The organism is Candidatus Methylobacter favarea (genome assembly GCF_902806695.1).
Classification (GTDB): domain Bacteria; phylum Pseudomonadota; class Gammaproteobacteria; order Methylococcales; family Methylomonadaceae; genus Methylobacter_B; species Methylobacter_B favarea.
The window spans coordinates 18,992-44,051 of the sequence record NZ_CADCXN010000013.1; the positions used below are offsets into that span (position 1 = coordinate 18,992).

The following is a 25,060-nucleotide window of genomic DNA, read 5'->3' on the forward strand; positions in this document are numbered from 1 at the left end:
ATCCAGTCTTTTTTAGTGAGCGCCAATATGTCTGATCGGCTGGCTAAACGAACTGAGAGGATTTCCCCGTTTTATGTGATGGAATTATTGCGGCGTGCCAAGCAATTGGAGACCGACGACAGGGATGTTATTCATATGGAAATCGGCGAGCCTGATTTTCCTACACCGCAGCTCATTATTGATGCCGGCATCGAGCATATTCAAACAGGTAATGTCAAGTATACCGCGGCAGCAGGGCTGCCCGAACTGCGTGAAAAAATAGCCGGGTTTTACCGGCAGCGTTATGGCATAGCCGTTTCCGCTGAACGTATTTTTGTAACGCCTGGCGCATCCGGCGCGTTTTTACTGGCGCTTGGAATAAGCGTGAACCCGGGGGAACAATTATTATTGACCGATCCCTGTTATCCCTGTAACAGCAATTTTATCAGGCTGTTCGATGGCGAAGCCGGACTAATTCCTGTAGATGCCGCAACCGGCTATCAATTAACAGCAGAATTAATCAAACAGCACTGGACTCCAGCCACCAAAGGGGCGGTTATTGCATCGCCTTCCAATCCCGCCGGCACTCTTATTGACCGGGAGGTATTAAAGCAGACGATTGCTGCAGTTAATGCCCTGGATGGCTGCTTTTATTCAGATGAAATCTATCATGGCCTGGTCTATGGCGGGAATGCCTGCTCGGCAATAGAATTTAGTGACAATGTTTTTGTTATCAACAGCTTTTCGAAATATTTCGGCATGACCGGCTGGCGAATCGGCTGGCTGATAGTGCCGGATAAGTTTGTTGAAGCGGCTGAAAAATTGGCGCAAAATATTTTTATTGCCACCTCCACACATTCGCAATATGCGGCATTAGCTGCTTTTGATCAGCGCACGCTGGCCGAGCTTGAACTTAGAAGAGCTGAATTTGAAGCGAGGCGTAATTTCCTTTATGAGAATCTGCTGCGTCTGGGATTTGACATTCCCGTTAAACCGGACGGTGCTTTTTATATGTATGCTAATTGTTCCGGATTCACCGATGACAGTTATCAATTCGCGATGGATTTTCTGGAGACTGAAGCGGTTGCCATAACGCCTGGAAAAGATTTCGGAGTAAATGATGCCAGTCACTATATCCGTTTTGCTTATACGACTTCCATAGATAGAATAGCCTTAGCCATGCAGCGTTTGGAAAGATTTATTAATAAAGGATAATCATGTCAGTAAAACAAATCTCAGCAATAGAATTAAAAAACAGAATTCAAAAGGGAGATAAGCTGTTTCTGCTCGATGTCAGAGAGCCGAATGAGTTTCAATACGCTCATATCGATAACAGCGTTTTAATTCCGCTCAATCAACTCCCGAAGAGACTGAATGAACTGGATGCGCAACAGGAAACTGTGGTGATTTGCCATCACGGCATGCGCAGCCAGCAAGCCGCCGCTTACCTTGAGCATTCAGGATTTAACGCTATCGCTAACTTGACCGGCGGAATTGATGCCTGGTCTTGTGAATGCGATAGTTCGGTGCCCCGGTATTAGTCCTGTTTCAAGCGTCATGGCGAGTATTACCGCTCTCAAGGCGCTTGCCTGCTTAACTCAGCCTGTAAAGAGGATGCTTCATGCCTAAAGACAGGCGCGTAACAATCATATTAGCTATTGTTGCCATTGCTATTATCGCAGTCATGAGCATCAGGCCGATTCCTCAGGACCCGGCATATCATAACTTTGCCGATCGGCGGGTTATTCTGAACATAGCCAATTTTTATAATGTGCTTTCCAATATTCCTTTTCTTGTTGTCGGCCTCATGGGCATGCAGTTAATCGCATCGGGCCGGGCCAGAGGCGGATTGGTCGAGCTGCAAATAGTGTATTTAATGTTTTTTACCGGCATCCTGCTGACCGGTTTCGGCTCCGCCTACTATCACTACCATCCTGTCAATCAAACATTGCTGTGGGACCGCCTGCCGATGACGATTGCATTCATGGCCCTGTTCACTGCCATTTTGGGAGAATATATCTCATCTAAAATTGCTCTGAAATTATTCGTGCCTTTGCTGATGTCAGGCATGGCTTCAGTGCTTTACTGGTATATCCCGGAGCTCAATGGCCGCGGCGATCTGCGGGCTTATGCGCTGGTGCAGTTTTTGCCCGTAGTGCTAATACCGCTGATCCTGTGGCTTTTTAATTGTCCCTTAAAGGGGAGCAAGTATATCTGGGGTGTAATAGGGCTGTACGTCCTGGCGAAGCTCATGGAGTTCTTCGATGGCGAAGTTTTTAGAGGCTTGGGTTTGATCAGCGGCCATTCGCTGAAGCATGTGTTTGCAGCGCTCGGCGCCTATGTTTATTATTTGGCTTTGCGCAAACGCACAAAGGTGTGAGTCTTTGGTATAGTTGGCCTAAGCCCTAAATACCAACTTGTTATATAAAAAGAGTAAACGGTTCGACAGTGACTGTTCCGCCTGTTCGTATGCTAGTGCATTCAGGGGCCAGGACAATATAGCAGTTGGCCCGGCTGATAGAGCTAAGCATGTGCGACCCTTGCTTACCCGATGAAGCGACATAAAATTCGCCGCTACCGGTTTGTGTGAGAATACCGCATAGAAATTCCTGTCGGCCGGGCGCTTTTTTCAACGCAGTTGTGCACGTGGCAATGAGCCGCAAGGGTTTGCAAGCAGGTGCTCCGCAGAGCTGTCTAAGCGCGGGGGCTACGATCTGCTGAAAAGTTGTAATGACAGCGACCGGGTTGCCGGGCAAGCCAAAAAACCAGCAGGAACCGATCTTGCCGAATGCCAGCGGTTTACCGGGCTTTATGGCTACTTTCCAGAAATTTACCTGTCCGCAGCTGTCGAGTATGTCCTTGACATAATCGGCTTCACCTACCGAAGCACCGCCTGTAGTAATGATCACATCATAGGTTTTGGAGGCCGTAACAAGCTGATTTTCCAGCACTTGCTTATTATCAGGAATAACCCCCAGATCAACTGTATCGTAATTGGGATCAGCCAGTAATCCGCTTAAGCTATAGCGATTACTGTCGTATATTTTCCCCGGTTCCAGCGCTTGGCCCAGGGGTGTAAGCTCATCGCCGGTCGAAAAAAAAGCGATTTTAAGGTGTCGTTTGACTGCAATATCATGGATTCCGGCAGAGGCTAGCAAACCAATGTCGCCCGCTGTCAATTTTTTAGGATGAGCGCACAATAAGTCACCCCGGTTTACATCTTCGCCTGCCGCCCTGATATTTTGACCCGCCGGAGTGTTTGCAGGGAAGCGTATAATGTGTTCATCAGCCTGTACCTGCTCCTGCATAATGACTGAATCGGCTTGTTCCGGCACCACTGCGCCGGTAAAAATTCTGACGCATTGTCCGGCTTGCAGTTGGCCTTGAAACGGCTTTCCGGCCCACGAAGTGCCGGCCAGGCCGAGAGTGAAGGGATGCTCGCGATTAATATCGGCGCTGGAAAAAGCATAACCATCCATGGCTGCATTCCGATCGGGAGGAAGATTGACAGGCGCATAAACTGACTGCGCCAGTATTCGTCCCAGCGCATTTTTCAACGTTACTTTTTCTGATCCGGGCACGGAATTTATTGCGCTTCTGATTCTTTCCAGAGCCTGCTCCAGGGATAGCAAAGCATTTGCTGCCGGGCTGCATGAGTCAATCATGGTTTTGTCAGGAAGCGGTGTAGAATAAATTCAGCAATCAGGTCAGGCCTGTTGATATTCAATTGGATCAGATAATCCGGGACTGCGAGCTCATCATCTGAGGCAACCGCAATAATGTCCGGGTCGTTTGGGTAAAGCAGCGGTTTATTAAGAGAGCATCGATGCAGTTCAATTTTGGGGAATTTTTCTGCTTTAAAACCTTCAATCAGAAGCAAGTCCAGTTCAGATTGATCGAATAGCTTTAGCTGATCATCCAGCCCGGGTTCGGTTTCCGGGATGATTTCCGTAATAATGGCGCGCCGCCGGGAGGATATCAGCATGACCGGTGAGGCGCCGGCTTTTCTTAAGCGGAAACTGTCTTTTCCGGGTTGATCTATTTCAAAATCATGATGTCCATGTTTTATTAAACCTATGCGCAGTCCCTGGTTTTTTAAAATCGGAATTAACTCGGTCAGTAAAGTCGTTTTGCCGGTTCCGCTAAAGGCGGCAAAGCCTAAAACTGGAATTTGGGCATTCTGCATGGCCATAATTTAATCTGCCTGCTGTTATTATGAAAATTATATTCTAAGGTATTATTTGCCAAATCACCAGGTGAGCGGTTTGTAAGAAATCACCAATCGGAGTACATCATTGATTCGAATTTTTCTGGTTTTGTTGTTGATTATTACGGCCTGGTTTGCCGTGAACAGACTTTTAAAAACTCCCACCCCCTTAATAGCAAAATACGCCAAAGTTTTCTTCTTAAGTATTACCGGAGCGGTTTTAGTGTATTTGGCTGCCACCGGACGATTGAATTGGTTCTTTGCATTCATGGGAGTGATTGTTGCCTTTATAGTCAGATTCATGCCGATATTACTACGCCATGCTCCGCAAATATACAAACTATGGTTGGGATTTATTGCCGCAAAACAGGCCGGCTCACACAATACGGCAGGGCGGCAAAATAATCTCGGCACTAAAGGCTCACTATCTGTTGAAGAGGCTTATGAAGTATTGGGTCTGAAAAAGGGCGCATCAGAGCAGGAAATTATTAATGCTCACCGAAAATTAATGCAAAAAATGCATCCGGACCGCGGCGGATCGGATTATTTGGCAGCGAAAATAAATTTGGCTAAAAAGATTTTATTGAGAAAATAATTTTCAATGTCTTTTAATCACTCCAGGCTGATTTTTAGCATAACGCTGATTTTATGCACTTTATTAACCGCCTGTACGTCGCGCCAAGAAAATTATGCACCAGTAAGTTCAAATAATTATGCTGTAAACTCAAAAATTCCTGCTAATGCGGCTCATCCCGCCGCGACTTCTCCAGAGCCATATACCCCTGATATTATTGAAGATAGTACAAAATATCATGTCGTTAAAAAAGGCGAAACCCTGTATTCAATTGGTGTAAGTTCCGGTCATGGTTATCAACGTCTGGCTCTATGGAATCTGATTGCAGCGCCTTATAAGATAGAAGTAGGCCAGAAAATCCGTTTATTTAATCCTGATCCAAAAACTAATTTGGCCAATAAAAAACAGCACAAAACAGCGGTTGCAAAAAAGGCAGCGAGGACCGCAAAAAAATCCGCGGGTTCGAAAGCGAAAAAGAGTAATCCAGCAGTAGCAAAATCAACTCCCAAGCCTGCAAAAATTAAAATTACTTCTGCAAAAAATCGAACTGAATCACCGGAAAAATCAATTATTTCAATTGATAACCAAAAAATGTTAAAGTTAAGTTTTCAATGGCCGATTAAGGGTAAAATCCTGAAAAATTTTTCACAATCGGCTAATAAAGGTATCGATATAAGTGGCAAAATTGGCCAGCCAGTGTACGCTGCAGAAGCAGGGAAAGTGGTTTATAGTGGACAAGGTTTGATTGGCTTCGGTAACCTGGTCATTATCAAGCATGATGATTTATATCTAAGCGCCTACGCAAATAACAGTCGTCTGCTTGTTGCCGAAGGACAAAAAGTTGAAAAAGGCCAGGATATTGCAGAAGTGGGCGAAGCAGGATACAAAAAGGCTGCGCTGCACTTTGAGATAAGAAAAAATGGGAAATCGGTAAATCCACTTACACTTTTACCGCAATATAACTAGACGATTTTGACTTAGGCTAATTAATCGTGGAGTTACTATGAATGAAGAATTAAATGAACCATCGGACGATGATATGAACATTCCGTTTGAAGAGGATTTATCTTTCGATGAAGAGATTGTGGATTTATCTACCCTGATAGAGCCCATCGAAAGTGAGGATGAACCTCCTGTTGTTAAAGCCAGAAATGATAATAACTTTGATGCCACCCGGGTATATCTGAGCGAACTGGGACGATCAAAATTATTAACGGCGGATCAGGAAAAAATTTACGGCAAAAGCGCCTTGCGAGGCGATCAGGAAGCCCGCAAGATTATGATCGAGAGTAATTTGCGGCTGGTGGTAAAAATTTCCCGTCGTTATTTGAATAGAGGCCTGCCTTTACTGGATTTGATTGAAGAAGGCAACCTGGGCTTAATTCGAGCCGTTGAAAAATTCGATCCGGAAAGAGGATTCAGATTTTCAACTTATGCAACCTGGTGGATCAGGCAAACTATTGAACGGGCGATAATGAATCAGACGCGAACCATTCGCTTGCCGATTCATATTGTTAAAGAAATGAATACCTATCTTAAGGCTCAGCGTCATCTGGCCCAACTTTTGGATCACGAGCCTAGCGCCGAAGATATAGCCCAGCATCTCGATAAACCGGTAGAAAAAGTTGAAAGAATGCTGAGGCTCAATGAACGAGTCACCTCAGTGGACATTCCAAGCAGTAAGGAGTTTGATAAGCCCCTGGTTGAGTCGATTTCCGATAACCAAGGTTCAGCAGCTGAAATATTACAGGAGGAGGGTATTAAACAAAATATTACCAGTTGGGTGTTTCAATTGCCTGAAAAGCAGCGTGAAGTCATATGCCGCCGCTATGGACTATGTGGCTACGAAAGTTCAACACTTGAGCAGGTAGCTCAGGAGCTGAACGTTACCCGGGAGCGCGTCAGGCAAATACAAATGGACGCTTTAAAAAGATTAAAGGAGATTCTGCATTTTAATGGTTATTCCTTTGAGTCAATTTTTAACTGACAGGCAGTCTGCAATACCCAATCCCTGTAGTTAAAAACCTGCCCTTGTTCGCGGATTGTTTCACAGTCGCCTGGCGAGACTTCGGCGATAACCCATTGCGCGGCATTGAGTTCGCCGATAGCTAAAATACCGTTATCGGGAAAGCCGCGATCTACGGGCGTATAAATAGCTGCCGCTCCGATGTTTATATCCACTGCTTCAGACCAGGGCGCGATACCTACAATGGATGACTGGGCAACATAGCACTGATTTTCCAGAGCCCTTGCCTGACAACCTATTTTAACCCGATGATAGCCGGCCAGGGTGTCAGTGCAGCTGGGCACCAGAATCAGATTGGCTCCGGCTTCAACCTGCTTTCTTGCCAGCAGTGGAAATTCGCTGTCATAGCAGATATTAATGGCGATTTTGCCGTATTCCGTATCAAAACACTTAAGTTCCTTGCCGCTCTGAATAAGCCCTTGCTCGTTTTCAAAACGGGTCATCATGAGTTTATCCTGATAATCAACCTGACCGTCAGGCATAAACAGATAGGCGCGGTTTCGATAGTGACCCGAATCAATTTTTACCGGAAATGTCCCGGCCTGAATATAACAATTGTATTTTTGAGCCAAGGTACGAAACCAGTCTATATAGTCATCCAGCAATGACTGCATGGCCGCCAGTTGCTGGCTTAAGGATGAATAGATATCCTGGCTGAACAGCGATGCCAGTTCCATGCTGGCATACTCGGGAAAGAGCAGAATGCCGACATTGCGTTTCGCCGCTTCAATCACCCAACTTTCAGTTTTTCGTTCATAATTCTGCCACAATTTCAAAAAACTGATGTCATATTGTGCGGCTGCAATTTTAACGTTCATCTTTAAGCCAGAAAATCATGGGTTTGGGTGTTTCTTCATTATCATCAAGGTCTTTCCAGCGATAAGCGGTCCTGAGCTCAGGATGTTTGAAGTAGCCGCGTTTGTTCCAGAATTTATCAAGCGGGACATAATCAGCAGGACGGCGAGGATGATCGAGCGGCCGTTCTACGCAGCAGAAGGTGATATGTTTAAAGCCGCCCAGATCTTCAGCATGAGCTTCTCTTTGTTCAAAGAAACGGACGCCGATACCCAGTCCGCGGTATTGCCTGTTCAGTACTGATTCACTGCAATAGAAGACATCATTCAGCTTATAGCCATTTTCGATAAACGGTTTTTTTAGTTCATCCGTTTCATATTTCATCGGCATCGCCGTTGATGCCCCGACAATTTTATCGCCATCAAAAGCCAATACGATGACGCTGTCAGAACAATCGATATAGGTTTGAAGGTATTTTTTTTCATAGTTAAAATCCCCGTCATACAAATAGGGGAATTCGCGAAATACTTCAATTCTAAGACCGGCAAGCTCAGGAATGTAGCGTTGCAGAGCTGCGCCGGTGCATCTTGCTATGCGAATATTTCTAGACATGGCTGAGGCGGCCGGTAAAAATACGCATTTTAGCCGAACTTATCGCCAAGCGCGTAGTTTTTGCATTAAAAATATTGCCAGACCTGCGCCCATAGTATCTGCCACCCAGTCAGCGGTATCGGAACTGCGGCCTTCGACAAAAGACTGATGCCATTCATCGGATATGCCGTATACACTGCAAAAGATAATGCCGAGCGAAGCCAGTAAAACAGGTGAACTGATGACATGTTTAAAACTGCGCCATGCCAATAAGCCCATAATAAAATAGGCGGCGGCATGATAACCCTTATCATTATTCGGAAACAGCATCGGCACCGGCAGCGATGGTTGATCGGAAAGCCAGTAAATGAACAGGCAATAGAGAAAAAACAAGCAAAAATCCATTATTTTAATCATGCGCAAACAGTAAAAAAACCAGTAATGAAAAATTTATTTGAATTTGCCGAGGCCTGTTTGCACCGGCCCAGTATCGATGAAAAACTGGCGCTCAGCCATTACGCCAGGCACTTATTGTTAAATGGCGCATTAGATCTGGCGGAAGATCGGCCGCTATTGCCGATTGCCAGTGTCAAGTTTCCCGATAAGCCGGAGTTATTGGCGCCGCGCTATATGCCGGCAAGAAAGTTGACTACAACCGATGGCGTAACCGCTTTTTTTCATGCCATTGCTCATGTTGAATTCGTCGCCATCTATCTGGCCTGGGATATTGTTTATCGATTTCGCGGCATGCCGAAGCAATTTTATCAGGATTGGCTGCGGGTTGCTGATGAAGAAGCGCAACATTTTGAATTAATCAGAAACCATTTACGGACCAGGAGCATTGATTATGGCGATTTGCCCGCTCATTCAGGATTATGGGAGCATGCCATAGCTACGGCCGATGATTTACTGGCCAGGCTGGCTATGGTTCCCCGGTGTATGGAAGCGCGCGGGCTGGACGTGACCCCGGCTATTATTGAAAAATTCAAAGTGCTTGGCGATGATGACAGTGTGGCAATTTTAAGCCGGATTTTAACCGATGAAGTCGGGCATGTAGAATCGGGTTCATACTGGTTCAAATTTGTATGCAGGCAAAAAGGTTTTGAACCGGAGGCTAAATACCGGCAATTAATCACGCACTATTTTAAAGGTGGCAAGCCAAAAGGCCCTTTTAACAGAGAAATGCGTATAATTGCAGGCTTCTCAAATGCTGAGCTGGACTGGCTGGAAACACATGGCAATGAAAACACAAAATATTTTTGATTATCCTCTGTTTGCCTTGGGCTTCAGGGTATTTTTTGCCCTTGCCGGATTATCTGCGCTGGTTTTGATAGTTCTTTGGAACGCTATTTTTAAAGGCGCCTTGACGCTGGATAATTATTTTCCTGCTACTTACTGGCATGGACACGAAATGCTGCTGGGTTATTCTGTCGCTGTCATTGCCGGTTTTTTATTAACGGCGGTTAAAAACTGGACAGGCAGAGCCACTTTGACAGGCGACCAATTGGCGGCGCTTTGTTTGCTATGGCTCTATGGGCGCATCGTGCCGTTTTATTGCGGAATATTGCCCGACAGTCTGATTGCACTGATCGATTTCTCTTTTTTACCGGCATTGGCTTATCAGATCAGCAAACCGATTGTGCAGACAAAGTATTATGCCGGTTTGGTTTTTATCGGAATTTTACTGGTATTAGCATCAGGTAACGGTTTAATACATGCCGAAATTCTCGGCCTAGCGAAAAACACGGCAGCGCTGGGACTTCAGCTTGTGGAAGCGACTATTATTATTCTGATTCTGGTTATTGCCGGGCGGGTTTTTCCGTTTTTTACCGAACGGGGTATACATGGAACACTGGTGACAAGGAGTCTGATTCTGGATGGATCGGCAATTGCGACAGCGGTTAGTGTATTTGGTCTGCAATTAGTTAATGCATCAGGAACCGTATTGGCCGTGGCGGCCGTTTTAGCGGTGATTGCAAACGGGGCGCGAGTAGCCGGCTGGTATGTGCAAAGAATCTGGTATGTGCCGCTGCTGTGGATACTGTATGCCGGTTATGGCTGGATTATTCTGGGTTTTGTTCTGACGGTATTTTCGGCGTATTCGCTGGTGCTGCCGTCTTTAGCCTTGCATGCTTTTACTATAGGCGGAATCGGCGTCTTGACCTTGGGCATGATGGCGCGGGTATCCTTGGGCCACACCGGCAGGGCGCTCAGGGTTTCCAACGCCATGGCTATTGCTTTTATACTGATTAATCTGGCGGCGCTGTTCAGGGTTTTATTACCGATAGCCATGCCGGGCTGGTATGGCGGTTTACTATATGCGTCAACGCTTTTATGGCTGGCGGCATTTGCCTTGTTTATCTTTGTGTATGCACCGATTTTAACCAGCGCAAGAGTAGATAGCCAGCAAGGCTGAAGCTTGAGCGATTACAAAAGTGTTATTTTGATCAGGTTAAAATACTATTTACAGCAGAGATCACGCCGTCAAAATCATTTAATTTAACCAAACCTTCGTAGTCTCTGCGTTTTTTTGGTAATAATAAAACCTGAAATATTTTAACTATAACGCAAGAAACCATTTAATGAAGCGGTTTATCCCAGGCTCATATAAAGAAAGTTACTCGGGCCTGTTTTTCTATACCAGAGGCTTGATAACTTTTATCTTGTCATCAGAAAGTTTATTTTCACGCATTAATAACGGTACTGCCAGGATGCCGACACATGCCAGCCAGGCCAGCATTTGATAATTGGTTATTGTAAAAATAAAAGCCCAAGCGCTTCTTTCGCGAATATCGGGATAGGCAAGGATGAAGTCGCGGCTAGCCGCAAAAGCGATGAATTCTCCGATAATTAAGGCCAGGCCCGTAAAAATCAGGCCATAACCGACAATTTTGTCGTATGGAAATTTCCTGTGCCCATCTCCGACTAGCCGGTTAATTTCAAGTGCCGCCGCTGAATATTGCCGTTCTGTGACATAGCGTATCAGTATTAATGCGAATATTCCTGCTGCCGGAAGATAAGCCGAGACGAGCGGAAAGCTGAGATAGCGTCCAGCTAATGCCAGGCCAAAGGTTTTATAAATGGCAAATGCAGCAAATAGCAAATAGCTTGTATAAAGCCAGGAGCCAAGTTTAGGGCGGTTTGTCTGGCCGCTTAGCAAACAATAGGCGCGATGCGTTATTAAGCCGCCCAAAACAGCATTTAATCCTACGATTAAAAGGCTCTGCAAACGCTGCCAATCGCTGTAACTGGTATACCATAAATTATCCAGCTGATTTACGAGCAAAAAGCCCAGCAGTTGGATAAATAGTAGAAAACTTGCCAGTCGTAATGCAGTCAAGCGCTGTAGCCGTTTGTTGTAGCCTAGAACCGCTATCAGAAAAATTAATGTGGAAGCAACGAGTTCCTTATGCCATTCAGCGTGTTCGTAAACCTTACCGGTCAAAGGAAAAACTTCCTTGCGATCGACTGAAAAAAGTCCCCAGTTTGCTCCGACTATGCCCTCAAATTCACTTTTCCATGACTGGTTGATTGCCTCGACAATGTTGTAGTCGAAACCATTTTCATTCGCCACTTTTATCAAGCCGCGAATGAACTTGGCCTCGTTTACGATACCGGGTATGGCCCATCCCCGCTGGCGTCCAGCACTTGGCCAGCCTGATTCGCCGATGAGTATAGGCTTGCCGGGAGCGATTAAATCAGCCTCGTGCCGGACGTGTTTGTAAATGCGCTCGATATGGGCCGGCGCCTGATCGACTGAAATCGGTTCATCTTCCCAATAAGGCAAAATGTGGATAGTAATAAAATCCACTTCCCTGATTAACTCAGGATATTTCATATACATGGACCAGACGTCTGCGTATGAAACCGGCTGTTTAACAGCTTGCTTGACTTGGCGAATATAACCGATAAGTTCTTTCGGCCCAAAGTCTCCCCGTAACAACACTTCATTGCCTACGATCACTCGCTTGATTACATCAGGATACGCATTGGCGGCCCTGATAAGCTCCTGTATTTCTTTTTGATGATCTTTCTTTACTATTCCCAGCCAGGCTCCCTGAGTCATTTTGAGCCCATATTTGCGTGCCAGCGGCGGTATGGCCGGCATGCTGCCTTCGGCGCTGGCGTAGGTACGAATAGTAAGGGTTTTATCCGCCAAAAGACGCAAATCAGCGTCAAGCTGCTCAGGGGTGGGAAATTTTTCCTCGAGCGGACTTTGGCCTTCCCGAAACGGCGCAAATGACAGGCTGTTAAGTTTTCCCTTAGGCACATCAGGGCCTACATAGCGGGGCAGGTTATACAGCCACTGTGCAAAGCCGTTAAGCACAATAACCAGTACCACGAATGATGCAATTCTCATATAGCTTCAGTTCAAAGGTTTTAATGAGGCAGGGATAGAAGATAAGGATTACTCAAAGGCTGAGATAAAACCTGCGGTGTTCCAGAAGCGCTTGAAATTTTAATTTTTCCGATGCAAATGAAGTGTTAATGCGCAGCTGATGAACCGTAATGCGATTCAATATAGCGCTGCACCACGCCTTGAAATTCTTCAGCAATTTTATCGCCTTTAAGCGTCACTGTTTTCAGGCCATCTTCATACACAGGCGCTACGGGTGACTCGCCCGTACCCGGGAGACTGATGCCGATATTGGCGTTTTTGCTTTCCCCCGGACCATTGACTACACAGCCCATGACCGCCACTTCCATGGCTTCAACGCCAGGGTAGCGGGTACGCCAAACCGGCATTTGATCGCGCAGATAGCTTTGAATGTCCATAGCCAGTTTCTGGAAATAATCGCTGGTCGTGCGGCCGCAGCCGGGGCAGGAAATAACCAGGGGGGTAAACGAACGAAAGCCCATGGTTTGTAAAATTTCCTGGGCGACAATAACTTCCTGGGTTCTGGATGCGCCGGGTTCGGGCGTCAGGGAAATGCGAATCGTATCGCCTATGCCCTGCTGCATTAGCACGGATAAGGCTGCGGATGAAGATACGATGCCTTTGGAGCCCATGCCGGCTTCGGTAAGCCCCAAATGCAGCGCATAATCACAGCGGCTGGACAGATCCTGATAAATGTTTATCAGTTCCTGCACATTACTGATTTTGCACGACAGAATGATTTTATTTTTTGCAAGACCAATCTCTTCCGCCTTGGCGGCGCTTTCAAGCGCAGACAGGACAATCGCCTTGCGGGTGACCGCCGGCAAGGGCTCAGGATACTTTAAGGCTCTGTTTTCATCCAGCAGCCGGGTTAAAACAGCTTGATCCAGACTGCCGCCATTGACGCCGATTCGCACCGGTTTGTCATAACGGCAGGCAAATTCAACCATCTGCTGAAATTGCGGATCGCGGCTCTTGCCGCGGCCCACGTTGCCGGGATTAATACGGTACTTATCCAGAGCCTCTGCGCAGTCCGGGTATTTTTCCAGTAATTTATGGCCGTTGAAATGAAAGTCGCCGACGATAGGTACAGACCAGCCTTTCTGATTCAACCGGCTGCGAATTTCCGCAACGGCTTTGGCGGCTTCTTCCGAATTAACCGTAATGCGCACCAGTTCGGAACCGGCAGTAGCCAGTTCGATAATTTGCTTAACGGTTGCGGAAACATTGACTGTATCGGTATTGGTCATTGATTGCACAACGACAGGAGCGCCGCCTCCTACCTTGACATCGCCAATTGAAACTTGATGGGTAATTTTTCTGAGGCTAATTGACATAGACTAAATCTTTTTGGCAAAGGTTACAGTTATCTGGAAGAATAAATTATACTCCATACCGGATAATGAGCAGAGTTAAATTGTCAAAGCAGATTATCTTCTGATTCTGATAGATATCAGGCAACTGGAGCATTATCTACTTTAACAAGCGGAAAATTTCAGCCTGGCTCGTGAATATCTGAAGGCAAGCGCTTTCCAGTTTTTTGAGAAAAGCAGGTTGAATATTTGCACTATAGCCTTTTAATTGAGCCCATTGTTCGTCTTAATTCATTTAAATTTTCTTAATTTGAAGCCACTATCCGAGTTAAACTTGATGTTATTAAATTTTCATAAATCGCGATTGAGCAAAATGCCCAAAATTGGCAATTTGGCCCGTAGTTCGGCTCGTGTATTTCTTACCCTAGGGCCTGATTTTTTTTGGGGCTCGCTGAAAGTCAATTAGCTCATTTTCAATTCTAATCATTAATCAATTGACAGAAATAGAAGCATTTTTCCACAGCGAAGGACCTTTATCAAAGATGATAGCCGGGTATCATTCCAGAGCTGCCCAGCTTGAAATGGCGCAGGCGATTGCTCAGGCGATTGATGAAAACCGGCATTTGATAGCGGAAGCCGGAACCGGAACCGGCAAGACCTTTGCCTATTTGGTTCCGGCAATTTTATCCGGCAAAAAAGTCATTATTTCGACCGGCACCAAAAATCTCCAGGATCAACTTTTTAACAAGGATCTGCCGGTCATTCGCAAAGCAATCCAGGTACCTTTTATTGCCGCCTTGCTAAAAGGCAGAAGCAATTATTTATGCACCTACCGGCTGCAAAATCCATTAACGTCCGCATTGGGTTTCAGCAAGGAAGATGCCGCGGCCCTGGCAAAAATCAACGCCTGGTCGAAACGGACGCAAACCGGGGATATCTCGGAAATGTCAGATGTTGGTGAAGCCGATCCTGTCTGGTATCAGGCAACTTCGACCGTGGACAACTGTCTCGGTCAGGATTGTCCTGATTATGCCAAGTGTTTTCTGGTCAAGGCCAGGAAGAAAGCCCAGGAGTCTGAAATACTGGTTGTTAATCATCATTTATTATGCGCAGACTGGTCTATTCGCGACAGCGGTTTTGGCGAATTATTGCCGGATGCTCAGGTTGTTATTATTGATGAAGCCCATCAACTGGCCGAAACGGCATCAAATTTTCTGGGTATTAATGTGGGTGGCAAACAGCTCACTGATCTGGCCGGGGATGCGCTCATTGAATATTATAAGGATGCTACCGATATCCCGGCCTTGCGCACCGCCTGCGAAGATCTTGAGCATGAAGTCAAAGATTTGAGACTGGCGTTCGGTATTGAGCTGAAACGGGGCGAATGGAAGGAAATTGAAAATAATCCCAACATAATCGGCGGCTTGACTGCGGTCAAGGAGCAGTTACAACGGCTGCGTGATCAATTGGAGCTGGCATCGGTTAAAACCAAGGGGCTGGAATCATGTTTTAAACGCGCTGACGAGTTGCTCCAGCAATTAAAAATAATCATGGATGACAACAGCGGCAAATGGATACGCTGGTATGAGACCCATAGAAAAAGCTTTACCTTGAGCAGAACGCCGCTCGATATCGCCGCAGAATTCAGGTTATTTATGCAGCAGCATAAAGCAGCCTGGATTTTTACTTCGGCCACCCTGAGCGTTGCCAATACGTTTGATCATTTCGTCGCTAATCTGGGGCTTGACAAGGCCCCCAGCGAAAGTTGGGGCAGCCCGTTTGATTATTCCAGCCAGGCACTGTTTTATCATCCCAAACACTTGCCGCAACCCAACGATCCCGGTTTTATCCCGGCGATCGTCGATTTTGCCTTGCCGGTATTGCAGGCCAGCAAGGGCAGGGCGTTTTTTCTTTTTACCAGTCATCGCGCGCTCAGACAGGCGGCGGAATTGCTGGAAGATAAAATAGATTATCCCTTGCTGGTTCAGGGCAGCCGTCCTAAAGCGCAATTGCTCGATCAGTTCAAAGCAGCAGGCAATGCCGTGTTGCTGGGCACATCGAGTTTCTGGGAAGGCGTGGATGTCAGGGGTGAAGCATTGTCCTGCGTTATTATTGATAAACTGCCGTTCTCATCGCCTGGCGATCCCGTGTTAAAAGCACGGCTGGCTTCCATGACGCAACAGGGACGCAACCCGTTTTTTGAGCATCAGCTGCCTGCCGCCGTGATTGCCTTGAGACAGGGCATAGGACGGTTGATTCGCGATGTCACAGACCGGGGCGTATTGATGGTATGCGATCCGCGCCTGTTAAAACGGTCATACGGCCAGATATTTTTAGACAGCGTGCCGGCCATGAAGCGCACCCGCAATATTGACGATGTGCGGGCTTTTTTTCAGCATGAGACTTCAAAATGAAATTATTAGCCGTGGAAACTGCGACCGCAGCCTGTTCGGCAGCATTGTTTATTGATGGCGAAATTGCCGAGCGTTTTGAAGTGGCGCCTAAAGAGCACACCCGCCTGATTTTGCCGATGATTGATTCGTTAATGGCAGAAGCCGGGTTAAAGCCTCATGATCTGGATGCGCTGGCATTTGGCTGCGGCCCCGGCTCGTTTACCGGGGTGCGAATTGCGACCGGCGTCATTCACGGCATCGCTTTTGGCGCTGATTTACCGGTAGTCCCTGTGTCAACCCTGGCGGCAATCGCTCAGGATTTTTTTGATAAAAAAGCCGGCAGCGTGGCCTTTACGGCAATGGATGCGCGCATGGGGGAGATTTTCTGGGGCGTTTATCTACGCAATAACCGGGGCTATGCCGAATTGACCGGCATCGAGTCTGTAACGGCGGCGGAAATGATTGAATTTCCCGATTTAACGGGCGTGGGCGTGGGTTCCGGCTGGGGCGTTTACCGGCAGCAATTAATGACCCGCCTGGCCGGCCGCGTCAATCATAGTGAAATTGATTATTTGCCCCGGGCAAGGGCGGTTGCCCGCTTGGGGGCTTACGGCTTCGAGCAGGGGCTGGCTGTTGACGTGGAGCATGCCATGCCCGTTTACCTCCGGGATAAGGTGGCAAAAAAAGAATCGGAACGATAATACGGTATAATGGCTCGATATTTAGTCACTTCGTAAATAAATGGCTCAGTTTTTTGAGATACACCCGGAAAATCCTCAGCTGCGCCTGATTCATAGTGCGGTAGACATAATCCGTAAAGGCGGTGTTATTGCTTATCCAACCGATTCATCCTATGCGATTGGGTGCCAAATCGGCGATAAACAGGCGCTGGACAAGATTCGCAGTATCAGACGGTTAGAGGATAAACACGATTTCACCCTGGTGTGCAAAGATCTGACCCAGGTATCCATGTTCACCAAAATCGGCAATGATGCTTATCGGCTGATTAAGGCTTTAACGCCCGGGCCTTTCACCTTTATACTGGATGCTACGCGCGAAGTGCCGCGCCGATTGCAGCATCCGAAGAAAAAAACCATAGGCATACGCATTCCGGATAATCCGGTTGCGCAACTGCTGGTTCAGGAACTGGGCGAGCCCTTGCTTAGTTCTACATTATTGTTGCCGGGCGACAGTGATGCCCTGACTGATCCGTACGATATCAGGAACAAGCTTGAACATGAACTGGAGCTGGTGATAGATGCGGGAATTATTGAATTTGAACAAACGACGATGATCGAATTTTCCAAAAACGGCCCGGAAATTATCAGACAGGGCAAAGGCTTTGCCCCTATGCTTGAACAATAAAGGAGAATAGCCAGGATGAATGAATTGACCATGATGCAGCGCGTAGTCGTCTGGTTTTTGCCGGTGGTTTTCGCAATTACCGTGCATGAGGTGGCCCACGGCTGGGTGGCGAAAAAATACGGCGACAACACTGCCTTCATGCTGGGCCGGTTAACTTTAAACCCGATCAGGCATATTGATATGGTCGGGACGATTATCCTTCCGGGGTTATTGCTATTGACCGGCACGGGCTTTATTTTTGGCTGGGCAAAGCCGGTTCCGGTGGATGCCAGGAATTTCAAACATCCCCGCCATGATATGGCTATTGTCGCGCTGGCGGGCCCGATGGCGAATTTATTGATGGCAATTGCCTGGGCATTGCTGGTGCGGCTGGGAGCAATAATCAGCGCCGAATATATATCACTGCCGTTGATTTACACGGGAATTGCCGGTATTTCAATTAATCTGGTTCTGGCCCTGATTAACCTATTGCCGATTCCGCCTTTGGATGGCAGCCGGATATTAACAGGTATTTTGCCGGCTAAACTGGCATGGCAATACAATCAGCTCGAACGTTTCGGATTTATTATTTTGCTGGTATTGTTATATACGCAGGTTTTAGGCGCAATTTTAGCTTACCCTATGTATGTGGCTCAGAAAGTGTTTTTTTCAATTGCCGGCCTGTAAAGCCCGCTTTTTATCCGCCTGACAGACCCGGAGCAAGTGACGATTGACGGTGCAGGCCTCCTTTAGATATGCAACAAAAGACAGCTGAAATTCCAGATCTGCCCCAAGCCGTGGCAATGGTGAATGGCGCGCCTTTTCATCAACTGCCGGAAGATCTTTATATTCCACCCGATGCGCTGGAAGTATTTCTGGAGTTATTTGAAGGCCCGCTGGATTTATTGCTCTATTTGATCAGGCGCCAGAACCTGGATATTATCCATATACCAATAGCCCAGATTACTCATCAATACATCGCCTATATTCAAATGATGGGCAAGTTGAATCTGGAAATGGCGGCGGAATATCTGGTGATGGCGGCGTTGCTGGCGGAAATCAAGTCGAGAACGCTGCTGCCCCGGCAACCTGAAGCCGAAGATGAAGAGGAAGATCCGAGAGCCACATTGATTCGCCGGCTTCAGGAATATGAACTCATCAAGAAAGCGGCCGAAGAGATTGATAACATGCCCAGGGTTGAGCGTGATATATTTGCAACAGGCGTCGATACCTCGACAATAACCGATATCGAAAAAAATTTACCGGACATCTGCTTAAAAGAAATGCTGTTGGCGTTTCAGGATGTGCTTAAACGGGTTGAGCAACTCAGTCATCATCAAATAACGAAAGAACCTTTATCTGTCCGTGAACGAATGGCAACCATTTTGGCAAACCTTAAAGGAGCGGATAGCCTCCTTTTCTCGCAATTATTTATCCGAAAAGAAGGTCGGCACGGCGCCGTTGTCTCGTTTCTGGCCATCCTCGAACTCAGCAAGGAGCGGCTCATCGATATTATCCAGTCCGAGCCCTTTGCAGAGCTACGGGTCAGAAGCGCCGAAGCCGAAAGCTAAGCGGAAGGCAGCTACCGATGAGCCCGATTTCAAGTCAACCATTAATAGTGAAGCTGCCCAGGCAACGACGGTATCATTCATCAAGCTTAGGCTGTTCCAGCACAGAAACCGGCGCAGACAGTTCAAGCCGGCAACGTTCCAGCTAGCCACTCCCGTAATCGAACGGCCTGATTTCAATATGGAAATTAAACGCATCGTTGAAGCTGTTTTATTTGCCGCTAACCGGCCGATGACAGCGATGCAGGTACAACAGATCTTTCCTGAGCTGGAACAGCCTGAACTGAAGGAAATAAAGGCGGCTATCGACGTCATAATTGAAGAATACAGATTCCGGCCTGTTGAATTAAAACAGCTGGCCAGCGGCTATCGTTTTCAGGTCAGGCAGGAATTATCGCGCTGGGTGTCAAGGCTGTTTGAAGAAAAACCGCCAAAATATTCACGTGCGTTACTCGAAACGCTGGCTATCATTGCCTATCGCCAACCGGTAACGCGCGGGGATATTGAAGATATTCGCGGCGTCAGTGTCAGCTCCAGTATTATTCAGACGCTGCTGGAGCGCGACTGGATCCGGGTAGTGGCACACAAGGAAGTCCCCGGCAGGCCCGGTTTATACGCCACGACTGAACAGTTTCTGGATTATTTCAATATTAAGGCATTAGATGAGCTGCCGGCTTTACAGGAAATTCAGAATCTTGATCTGTCGATAGATGAATCAGTAGATAACAGGCAGCAATTCATGCAGGTAGAAAGTGAGAAACAGGAAACAACAGAACAGTTCACCGAAACAACCGGGTAAACCTTACCCGCCGGAAATGTCGAAAAAAAATGAAACCCAGGCGCCGGCTCCCGGCGAACGTATTCAAAAAGTACTGGCGCGCGGCGGCGCAGGCTCCAGAAGAGAAATTGAACACTGGATAAATGAAGGCCGAGTAAAACTTAACGGCGCGGTCGCTACATTGGGCGCCCGTTTAAAAGCAGGCGATCATTTACAGATCAATGGCCGGGTTGTGCAGTGGGAAAAGTATGCTGAACAGCCTACCCGAGTGCTGCTTTATCACAAGTCGGCAGGGGAAGTGGTTACCCGCCGCGACCCGGAAGGCCGCCCTGTAGTTTTTACGCAGATGCCGAAATTGGCAATCGGCCGCTGGATTGCCGTTGGCCGTCTCGATATCAATACTTCCGGCTTGTTATTGGCGACCAATAACGGCGAATTGGCCAATCGTTTAATGCATCCCTCCACCCAGGTTGAGCGTGAATATGCGGTGCGCATTCTGGGTGAAGTCCCGGACGTCACCCTCGAAAAGCTCAGGCAAGGCGTTGAGCTTGAAGATGGCAAAGCCAAATTTGATGATATCAGGTTTTCCGGCGGCGAAGGCGCCAATAAATGGTATTACGTTACCGTCAGCGAAGGCCGCAACAGGGTGGTAAGGCGGCTGTGGGAATCGCAGGAAGTAACAGTGAGCCGCCTGATGCGCGTGCGCTACGGGCCGGTAGTGCTGCCGGAGCGGCTTAAAGCCCATTCATTTTATGAACTTGACAGTAAGGAGCTGGGTTTGCTGATGGAATTTGCCGGCATGGAAAAAGAAAAGCCGGCAATTAAAGCCAAGCCCGGATTCAAAAGCTCCAAGTCCGGAAAAATGTAATCCATAAACCAGGAATAGTTCTGAACTGAGGCAAAAAATGGTATGCAGGAACAAGCTGGGACAAGTCAATTGGCTTGTGCTTTGATACGGGCTGGTTCTGCATCAATATCAGGTTCTGAAGGCTGTTCATAATAGCTCCCTTGAACCAAATCAAAATCTGTATTCCAGGCCAATGAAGCAGGCCGTTTCTGATCGATCTGCCGCATAATACTTTTCCCGCCCGTCGATGCTATCAACGATCTTAATTTATGCAACTTTGCCAGCATGGCGCTGTCGCGCAGCCGATCCAGGTGCCGCGCCGATAAACTGACATAATTTGGCAATAATTTTGCAATCAATTCTAGCGACTGATTTTCCAGAACAATATAATCAAATTTAAGCGCAAGCTGATAACCGCGGCGGCGATAATTTTCCAGTCCCTTGAGGAGCTCATGGTGATAGCGTGCATATTGATTGTTAACCGCCATTACTATGACAACATTTTTTGTGGCCAGACCGCACCGGATAATCACTTCTTCAAAGTAGGCGCCGTGGTCCTGTTTAATGCCGAGAATATGCCGCGGATCGACCTCTAAAAAAAGTACGCCGTGGAAATGAGCTAAAGGCAGGTAATTCAACATGTGAACGGTGCGGCATAACCTGTCAAAGTTTATAATGGATTCAAAATCGGCAGCTTTTGTGGCCGGATTAGTTATCAGATTATCGATGTCATTGCTATGCAAATGCTGATTTTCATAAGGTACGACCGAAATCTGCGCAGTATGGCCCATGATTGACGCAGGTTTTAATGCCTCCCGCAGCGGAGTAAAAATACTGCTGATCCGGATAGGCCCGAATAGCCCGCTCACAGCGTCATCTTCGAGAATAAATGGCCGAAAACCGGAGTGATGCTCACGCCCGAACCGGTCATTGAAATATTCTACTAAATGTTGTAATGGCATAAATTTGTTTTCCAATTCAATTGGTTAAAAAAATGAGTCAGGGAGCAGTGGTTTAAGTCATAAAAAAAGGCGGGTCGTCAAAAATACCCGCCTAAACATCCGTGTGTGGAGGTGGAGCGTCTTAAATATTTCTTCATAAAAAGCCAGCAGTCATTAAATCTTCTCCAGGCTTTACCTTCAAACACAATCTGAAAAAAAATTGTATCTGCTTACTTTTTTATCTTTAATTCCAGCCAAATTATCTCAATCCCGACTTATTGCTGGCTGGTAAATAGCCTAATGCAGTTTAAATTTTAAATAAAACGATATAATTAGATGAAGTAATCCGATAATCAGATATTAAAAAGTTTTGATTGAGACTGCGATACCGGGCGGCTTGCGTCTCCGATAGTGGTGGCGCAATCATGAGGATGTGCTGGTGTTACCGGCCGAATAGTTCAGGAGGAATTGAAAGGCAGGAAAAAGCGGATTGTTTATTTGATAGTATTCGCACATTGCCAGCCGGGGGCAATGTGCAAGTCGGTCCGGGTTAATGTAATAATCGATGAATCAAGTGCCGTGGTAATAACCATCGGCAGACCGCGGGCGTTCTTCCGGGATGGGCATCGGGGTTTCTTCCAGAGGCGGCAAGCGTTCATAGATAGCCACAGGATCGCCATCCAGGTTTTTAAGCGCTTCATTTAATGCCTTTTGGTCAAAGTCAGGCATTTCCTGGTTATTGGCCTTTTGAATGAGCGCTAGAGCCGTTGCATACCGTTGATCCTGAGTCATTTCTTCGCCTTCCAGATCAGGATGGGCTTCGATGTAGAGCACGTTGTTCAACCATCCCACCTTTATGGGCTGCTTGACTATATAAACCGGCGTACCCACTTTTACCGAACTGTACAATTCCTCTACGTCTTCCGGATACATCCTGACGCAGCCGTGGGTTATCTGCATGCCTATGCCATAGATCTTGTCAATATCGGTGCCGTGTATCCGGTATTCGCCTGGAAGCGCCAGATACAACGCATATGCCCCCAAGGGATTATGAGGCCCCGGCGGTACAATAAGCGGCAGTGGATCGCCATTGGCGGCATGTTCCTGCCTTATGGATTCGGGCGGATGCCAGGACGGATCCTTAACTTTTCGCGCTACTTTGGTTTTACCTAGCGGAGTTTTCCAGTCTTGTCTTCCTACCCCATGAGCGTAGGATCTTACTATCCGCGGCATGCCTTTTTGAACCGGCGGATAATAATACATGCGGTATTCGGAAATATTTAAGGTGATTCCCTCATGAGGCGTATCAGGCAAAACTCGCCTGTTTGATAAACGGATAATCTCGCCCTTTTTGACATGCCAGCGGTCAAGGTCCTTATTCAGCCTTACTATCTCGGTTTGTCCCAGTAAAAAATTGCGCGCCACATCCAGTAAGGTTTCATCCTGCTCCGCCCGGGTCAACGGCACCCCGTCAGGATATTGGGTGATTACACTATCATTGCTGTTTTCCGGCAATGTATAGGTTGTAGCGGCAGCATTGCCCACCGTACTGAACAATAGAATCAAAAAAGCCAATAATATGCGAATTTTCATTTTGATGATTTCTCAAATAATAAAAAATATTACTTTAATGCCGGAATGTTGATATTACAGCTGCAATAACTCCCAGGCCCATTGCAATTACCTGGGCCGAAACCAGGCCTTTGCCAGGAAGACAAGAGATAAGAGCGCCATGAGTTAAGGTATCGATTTAAAAGTAAACTGCTCAAGCTGATTAAACGCGAGTCCTTAAATTTATTTAAGCTGCAAATAAAGGCAAGATAATTTTACCATTTAAGAATAATGCAGACATTATTGATCCTTAAGTCAGGCAGTTTAGCTCAATTTTATCAGGATTTATTTTATAATCGAGAGGGGTCAGACAAGATAAGAAAACGGTAAAAACAGGCCTGGATCAATAACTCGAAATAAATTTGATAATTAAATGCAGGCTATAGGGATGGACATAGCCTTAACTACCTGCTTTGTTAATTCTTAATACTGTTCAGCTCCTGTATCTCAAATCGCCTGTAATTCTTATGGCATTACTTTTCGATGAACATTAATCCCGCGTATTTAAAATCACTTTGCTATTACAATTTAATCAGATTGCATTATGCCGATTAACAAAACGCATTACACCCGCGAAACCCCGATGGGATTTCTTGAACGGGCCGGGGTAAATTATTATCGCCGCCTTGCCGGACGCGTTGATGACAAGGCGGACGATTCCACAGAAGATGATTCCTTACGCTTTTTATCCGTTTTAATAACGGATTACGCTGCTATCATCGCCTTTTTTATCGGCGCAGGAAGTTCTCTGCCGGCGGTAGTGCTGGAATGGCTGTATATGGAAAAGATGGATTTTTATTATTATATTGCTCTGCAAATCGGCGTGGGACTGCTCTTTTTGCTGGTTGAACTGGTACTTTTATACTGGCTGGGGCTTAAAACCGTGCATAGTATCGCGTGCCTGACCCGGCACCATCAAACCGACGATGAGTCGCTGCTGCCGGGCGATGATACGGTTGCCAATCTGCTGGCCCGCGCGGCCCTGGAATTGCCCGATCCTGTGGTCCGCTATCTGGGAATTGATCCCTTAAAATATATTTCCAAATCAAGACTGCTGATTATTGGCGTGCTTTATAAATTAAAAGTCGTCCTGTCCAGTCTGATCGTCAAATTTCTGCTTACCCGCATGGGCGGAAAATTGGGTCTGCGCGCCAGTTTCAGCTGGGTGGCAATTCCCATCACCGGTATCTGGGACGCCTTTGTGATTTACCGGGTTGTAAAGGAAGCGCGCTTATGAGTGTTCGGCCACCGTTTGGCGCATTATATGGTTGAAGACGTTATAACTCCTGACTTTGCCGCAAGGCTCTCCTCAAAAGCCAAAGAAGGGGCGATTCGCGCGATTGCCACGATGATGGTACTGACGCAAAGACATCATCCGAATATGCTGATACTGCTGTTCAAATTCAGCGCTCATTTTGCCGTTCAGGATCACAATGACTATGATGATTGGCAGGCATTTCTTGATTTGCTTAATGAAGTGTCTATCGAGGAGCGTTATTTTCTGCTGGATTTACTCAGCATTGCCGCGGTTTTCGACGGCCGCCTATCGCCGCTGGAAAAGCGTTTACTGCCTGAAGCGTTCGGGAATTTAAACGCCATCTATATGGAGCGCATCCAATCCCTGAAAAAATGCCTGTTGAGCGGTCGTATCCATGCTGCAAAGGCATTATGCCAACTCAATTACCAGCCCGAGCCTGGTCTTTCCGCATGAAGGA

24 protein-coding genes and 1 pseudogene are annotated in these 25,060 nt (G+C 46.9%); 16 read left to right on the top strand and 9 right to left on the bottom strand.

Features of this window, described 5'->3' with window-relative positions:
• Window positions 1–27: 27 nt before the first annotated feature.
• From HUX64_RS01735 to HUX64_RS01745, 3 genes are all read left to right on the top strand, one after another.
• Window positions 28–1,194 (top strand): pyridoxal phosphate-dependent aminotransferase, encoded by a 1,167-nt coding sequence (locus tag HUX64_RS01735; RefSeq protein WP_174624582.1) that lies wholly within the window; start codon window positions 28–30, stop codon window positions 1,192–1,194.
• 2 nt (window positions 1,195–1,196) lie between these two features.
• Complete coding sequence (locus tag HUX64_RS01740) at window positions 1,197–1,520, top strand: rhodanese-like domain-containing protein (protein ID WP_174624523.1); 324 nt, start codon at window positions 1,197–1,199, stop codon at window positions 1,518–1,520.
• 80 nt (window positions 1,521–1,600) lie between these two features.
• Window positions 1,601–2,359 (top strand): ceramidase domain-containing protein, encoded by a 759-nt coding sequence (locus tag HUX64_RS01745; protein ID WP_174624524.1) that lies wholly within the window; start codon window positions 1,601–1,603, stop codon window positions 2,357–2,359.
• Between the two features lie 40 nt (window positions 2,360–2,399).
• Here HUX64_RS01745 and moeA read toward each other — a convergent pair whose 3' ends face one another.
• Window positions 2,400–3,644 (bottom strand): molybdopterin molybdotransferase MoeA, encoded by a 1,245-nt coding sequence (gene moeA / locus HUX64_RS01750; protein ID WP_174624525.1) that lies wholly within the window; start codon window positions 3,642–3,644, stop codon window positions 2,400–2,402.
• A complete protein-coding gene (gene mobB, locus HUX64_RS01755) occupies window positions 3,641–4,165 on the bottom strand; it encodes a molybdopterin-guanine dinucleotide biosynthesis protein B (RefSeq protein ID WP_174624526.1) in 525 nt (174 codons plus the stop codon). Before mobB ends, moeA begins: the two co-directional genes overlap by 4 nt.
• Window positions 4,166–4,274: 109 nt before the next feature.
• Between mobB and HUX64_RS01760 the strand changes: the two genes are divergently transcribed.
• The 3 genes from HUX64_RS01760 to rpoS are packed head-to-tail and all read left to right on the top strand — an operon-like array spanning window position 4,275 to window position 6,747.
• Window positions 4,275–4,781 (top strand): DnaJ domain-containing protein, encoded by a 507-nt coding sequence (locus tag HUX64_RS01760; RefSeq protein WP_174624527.1) that lies wholly within the window; start codon window positions 4,275–4,277, stop codon window positions 4,779–4,781.
• Window positions 4,782–4,787: 6 nt separating this feature from the next.
• On the top strand, window positions 4,788–5,726 hold the full coding sequence (locus HUX64_RS01765) for a peptidoglycan DD-metalloendopeptidase family protein (protein WP_174624528.1): 939 nt from the start codon (window positions 4,788–4,790) through the stop codon (window positions 5,724–5,726).
• 37 nt (window positions 5,727–5,763) lie between these two features.
• Window positions 5,764–6,747 (top strand): RNA polymerase sigma factor RpoS, encoded by a 984-nt coding sequence (gene rpoS, locus HUX64_RS01770; RefSeq protein WP_174624529.1) that lies wholly within the window; start codon window positions 5,764–5,766, stop codon window positions 6,745–6,747.
• On the opposite strand, the gene HUX64_RS01775 is transcribed toward rpoS, so the two are convergent.
• Genes HUX64_RS01775 through HUX64_RS01785 form a run of 3 tightly spaced genes read right to left on the bottom strand, consistent with a single transcriptional unit; the run spans window position 6,720 to window position 8,589 of the window.
• Window positions 6,720–7,604, bottom strand: a complete 885-nt coding sequence (locus HUX64_RS01775) for a carbon-nitrogen hydrolase family protein (RefSeq protein ID WP_174624530.1) — start codon at window positions 7,602–7,604, stop codon at window positions 6,720–6,722. The two genes, rpoS and HUX64_RS01775, sit on opposite strands and share 28 nt — an antisense overlap.
• Window positions 7,594–8,193, bottom strand: coding sequence for a GNAT family N-acetyltransferase (locus HUX64_RS01780; protein ID WP_174624531.1), 600 nt, complete (start codon window positions 8,191–8,193; stop codon window positions 7,594–7,596). Before HUX64_RS01780 ends, HUX64_RS01775 begins: the two co-directional genes overlap by 11 nt.
• Window positions 8,194–8,232: 39 nt before the next feature.
• Window positions 8,233–8,589 carry a VanZ family protein gene (locus HUX64_RS01785; protein ID WP_174624532.1) on the bottom strand — a complete coding sequence of 119 codons (357 nt, stop codon included), beginning with the start codon at window positions 8,587–8,589 and terminating at the stop codon, window positions 8,233–8,235.
• A gap of 24 nt (window positions 8,590–8,613) precedes the next feature.
• On the opposite strand from HUX64_RS01785, the gene HUX64_RS01790 reads away from it, so the two are divergent.
• Together HUX64_RS01790 and HUX64_RS01795 are read left to right on the top strand one after the other, a co-directional pair.
• Window positions 8,614–9,435, top strand: coding sequence for a ferritin-like domain-containing protein (locus HUX64_RS01790; protein WP_174624533.1), 822 nt, complete (start codon window positions 8,614–8,616; stop codon window positions 9,433–9,435).
• On the top strand, window positions 9,413–10,588 hold the full coding sequence (locus HUX64_RS01795; RefSeq protein WP_174624534.1) for an NnrS family protein: 1,176 nt from the start codon (window positions 9,413–9,415) through the stop codon (window positions 10,586–10,588). Before HUX64_RS01790 ends, HUX64_RS01795 begins: the two co-directional genes overlap by 23 nt.
• A 219-nt stretch (window positions 10,589–10,807) precedes the next feature.
• Here the strand turns inward: HUX64_RS01795 and HUX64_RS01800 are convergent, their stop codons facing one another.
• Complete coding sequence (locus HUX64_RS01800) at window positions 10,808–12,532, bottom strand: glycoside hydrolase family 17 protein (RefSeq protein WP_174624535.1); 1,725 nt, start codon at window positions 12,530–12,532, stop codon at window positions 10,808–10,810.
• A 125-nt stretch (window positions 12,533–12,657) separates the two neighbouring features.
• Window positions 12,658–13,887 (bottom strand): flavodoxin-dependent (E)-4-hydroxy-3-methylbut-2-enyl-diphosphate synthase, encoded by a 1,230-nt coding sequence (gene ispG / locus HUX64_RS01805; protein ID WP_174624536.1) that lies wholly within the window; start codon window positions 13,885–13,887, stop codon window positions 12,658–12,660.
• Window positions 13,888–14,357: 470 nt separating this feature from the next.
• Here ispG and yoaA point away from each other — a divergent pair, with 470 nt between their 5' ends.
• The 7 genes from yoaA (at window position 14,358) to rluB (ending at window position 20,814) form a co-directional block, all read left to right on the top strand.
• A complete protein-coding gene (gene yoaA / locus HUX64_RS01810; RefSeq protein ID WP_174624537.1) occupies window positions 14,358–16,277 on the top strand; it encodes a DNA repair helicase YoaA in 1,920 nt (639 codons plus the stop codon).
• On the top strand, window positions 16,274–16,957 hold the full coding sequence (gene tsaB / locus HUX64_RS01815) for a tRNA (adenosine(37)-N6)-threonylcarbamoyltransferase complex dimerization subunit type 1 TsaB (protein WP_174624538.1): 684 nt from the start codon (window positions 16,274–16,276) through the stop codon (window positions 16,955–16,957). Before yoaA ends, tsaB begins: the two co-directional genes overlap by 4 nt.
• A 40-nt stretch (window positions 16,958–16,997) precedes the next feature.
• Window positions 16,998–17,621, top strand: a complete 624-nt coding sequence (locus tag HUX64_RS01820) for an L-threonylcarbamoyladenylate synthase (RefSeq protein ID WP_174624539.1) — start codon at window positions 16,998–17,000, stop codon at window positions 17,619–17,621.
• 15 nt (window positions 17,622–17,636) lie between these two features.
• On the top strand, window positions 17,637–18,287 hold the full coding sequence (locus tag HUX64_RS01825) for a site-2 protease family protein (RefSeq protein WP_174624540.1): 651 nt from the start codon (window positions 17,637–17,639) through the stop codon (window positions 18,285–18,287).
• 68 nt (window positions 18,288–18,355) lie between these two features.
• Window positions 18,356–19,171 (top strand): segregation and condensation protein A, encoded by an 816-nt coding sequence (locus HUX64_RS01830; RefSeq protein ID WP_174624541.1) that lies wholly within the window; start codon window positions 18,356–18,358, stop codon window positions 19,169–19,171.
• Window positions 19,131–19,967, top strand: coding sequence for an SMC-Scp complex subunit ScpB (gene scpB, locus HUX64_RS01835; RefSeq protein WP_343034365.1), 837 nt, complete (start codon window positions 19,131–19,133; stop codon window positions 19,965–19,967). Before HUX64_RS01830 ends, scpB begins: the two co-directional genes overlap by 41 nt.
• 16 nt (window positions 19,968–19,983) lie before the next feature.
• Window positions 19,984–20,814, top strand: a complete 831-nt coding sequence (gene rluB / locus HUX64_RS01840; protein ID WP_174624542.1) for a 23S rRNA pseudouridine(2605) synthase RluB — start codon at window positions 19,984–19,986, stop codon at window positions 20,812–20,814.
• A gap of 65 nt (window positions 20,815–20,879) precedes the next feature.
• Here the strand turns inward: rluB and HUX64_RS01845 are convergent, their stop codons facing one another.
• The gene (locus HUX64_RS01845) at window positions 20,880–21,755 is read right to left on the bottom strand and encodes an EAL domain-containing protein (RefSeq protein ID WP_174624543.1); all 876 of its coding nucleotides are present in this window, start codon (window positions 21,753–21,755) and stop codon (window positions 20,880–20,882) included.
• Window positions 21,756–22,304: 549 nt separating this feature from the next.
• The gene (locus HUX64_RS01850; protein WP_174624544.1) at window positions 22,305–23,327 is read right to left on the bottom strand and encodes a L,D-transpeptidase family protein; all 1,023 of its coding nucleotides are present in this window, start codon (window positions 23,325–23,327) and stop codon (window positions 22,305–22,307) included.
• 601 nt (window positions 23,328–23,928) lie between these two features.
• Between HUX64_RS01850 and HUX64_RS20320 the strand changes: the two are divergent.
• Window positions 23,929–25,056 (top strand): annotated as a pseudogene (locus HUX64_RS20320) (LBF_2804 family protein).
• Window positions 25,057–25,060: the final 4 nt, after the last annotated feature.